This window comes from Robinsoniella sp., from assembly GCF_034124845.1.
Window position 1 is genome coordinate 1 of record NZ_JAWYAJ010000274.1, and the last position, 2,144, is coordinate 2,144.

Here is a 2,144-nt window from a genome sequence, read left to right on the forward strand (position 1 = left end):
TGTTGAGTTTAAACAATTAATGACTAATCCCCTTTTGTAAGACTTTCCAGTATATATAATTGTCCATCGATAGTTATTAATATTACTATATTTTAAAGCTACTGATGCATCTGTTCCGTAACAGTCTCCCATTATCCATATATTTCCTAAATTATAATTTCCGTAACTAATTTTAGTTTGATCAAAATCAGAATTTAAGATACTAAATAAATATTCCAGATCGTTGTTATGATTCACAGGAAATTGGCATAGTATTGATTTTACCAACTCCGTATTTTTTTTACTTTTTAATTTTTTAAGATTTATCTTGAAAACATGAACTTGTAAAATAAACGATACAATGCAAAATATAGATATAAATAATAATATTTTTATATCACCAGCTGCAATTTTGTTGATATTATAAATGGTAATAATCTGAAAAGAAAGCGTACATATTAGTACAAATAGTGTAGTTCTTAGTGTGTTTTTGTATTCTCGTTTTAATGTTATAGCACAGTAATTTTTCATTTATCTATATGGCTCCTATAAATATAAAGTTAGAATATCTATTCTTTTTGTCTTTTTATGCTTAAAATGACATATATACCTTTATATTTTCCTTTCTTAAAAGATATTATAGAATTGTTTTTGATAGTATTGTTGGACTTTAATCCTGTTATTTTTTTGCACTGTTATTTATTGTAGTTTATCACACTTTCTTCTTTTGGTTATCTCAATGTATTGAATGTTTATTTTTATGTAGTTTAAACATGTTGGTGGTAAAAAATTGAAATAAAAAAATCTCCCGTTATCCATATTTGAATTGATAACGGGGGGATTTTTCTATAAAAATTATTTCACTTTATTATCACTGTTCTCGGATTCAGAATCATCTTCATCCTCCTCAGGCTGTGAATTTATCGTTTCGGTGAAACTGTAAAGATAGTCAAAATCAGACAAATCTTTACACAATTCAATATATTGAAGTGAACTTTTATCGATCAAAGAGCGCAGACCTTCATACTCTGTACGGGCACAACTTACGATATGTTCAACCTGATCTTCGGCACGGTCGATAATCTGGTCATGCTTTTTATTAGCCAGTTCCAGCTTCATGTTTGCTTCTGTCAAAATGTTTGCCGCATCTTCTTTCGCCTTAATAATAATTCGTTCTGCTTTTTCAATTGCCTGGTTCTCAGAGGTTTCTATTTTGGCTTTTGCTTCGTTTAGCTGAGCCTCAATAGAGGATTTATAACGCTCTGTTTCCTGCATCATAATTCCATTTTTTTTCTGTAGTTCCAATGCCTGTTCGGATGCTTTTTCCTGAATGTAAAGCGCCTTTTTTTCTGCCAAAGCTAATACCTGTTGTGCTTTTTGATTTGCATTTGTGATTGTTTCATCCGCAGTTTTTTTCGCCTTTGCCATCTCTTCATCTGCAAGATTTTTAATATTATCAAAATATTTTTCTGCATTCTCCTGAGCAGTAGAGAAGATATCAATCATTTTTTCAGTCTTTGGAACACGTGTATTATTTGCTGATAAGTCTTTTCTTAATTGATTGACCTGGTCTTCTAAATTTGCAATCTTTTTTAAATGTGCCTTTTTTTCTTTAATCAGATTCTGGATGTGGTTATTCATTCTTTCAGGGTCATATTTTGGAGATCTTGATGTAATATCCTGGACAGAAGGAAAAGGTTTGCTGGATTCTTTATTATTTTGTGATTGTTCCTGCTTTTTTTCGGGATTAACCGACTGATTCTCTTTCTCATTTTTTTTAAAATCATTGATGGAAGGGATAATGCTGCTTTGTTCAGTGGGTTGAGAAATCTCCTTTGCTTCCGATACAATGTTGGATATCGGGTGTTTTTCCGAACTCTGATTTTCTTTCTTCGCTGATAAATCCGTATTTTGAGGTGTTGTGATCTTTTCTTCTTGCTTTTGGTTTTCCTGATTCATTATTATGCTCCTTTTGTTTTTTATAAACTATATTTAAAAATGTGTTGTTTGGAATATATTGATTTATTTGTAATGGAATCAAATCTGAGATATTTCAAATATATAGTACAAAAATAACATAATTTGAAAATCCAGTGGATGAAAATGTATTAAAAAGCGCATTTTGTGTATTAAAACACAGATCAGAAGTTAATGCCCACCAATTT

Annotated in this window: 2 protein-coding genes; both read right to left on the reverse strand. The window is 30.3% G+C overall.

Going from position 1 to position 2,144, the window contains the following annotated elements; genetic code table 11:
• The coding region (locus tag ACH2DQ_RS13435; RefSeq protein ID WP_395027068.1) for a hypothetical protein at positions 1-510 on the reverse strand (510 nt) is incomplete at its 3' end.
• A gap of 324 nt (positions 511-834) precedes the next feature.
• Complete coding sequence (locus ACH2DQ_RS13440; protein WP_395027070.1) at positions 835-1,938, reverse strand: hypothetical protein; 1,104 nt, start codon at positions 1,936-1,938, stop codon at positions 835-837.
• Positions 1,939-2,144 lie beyond the last annotated feature (206 nt).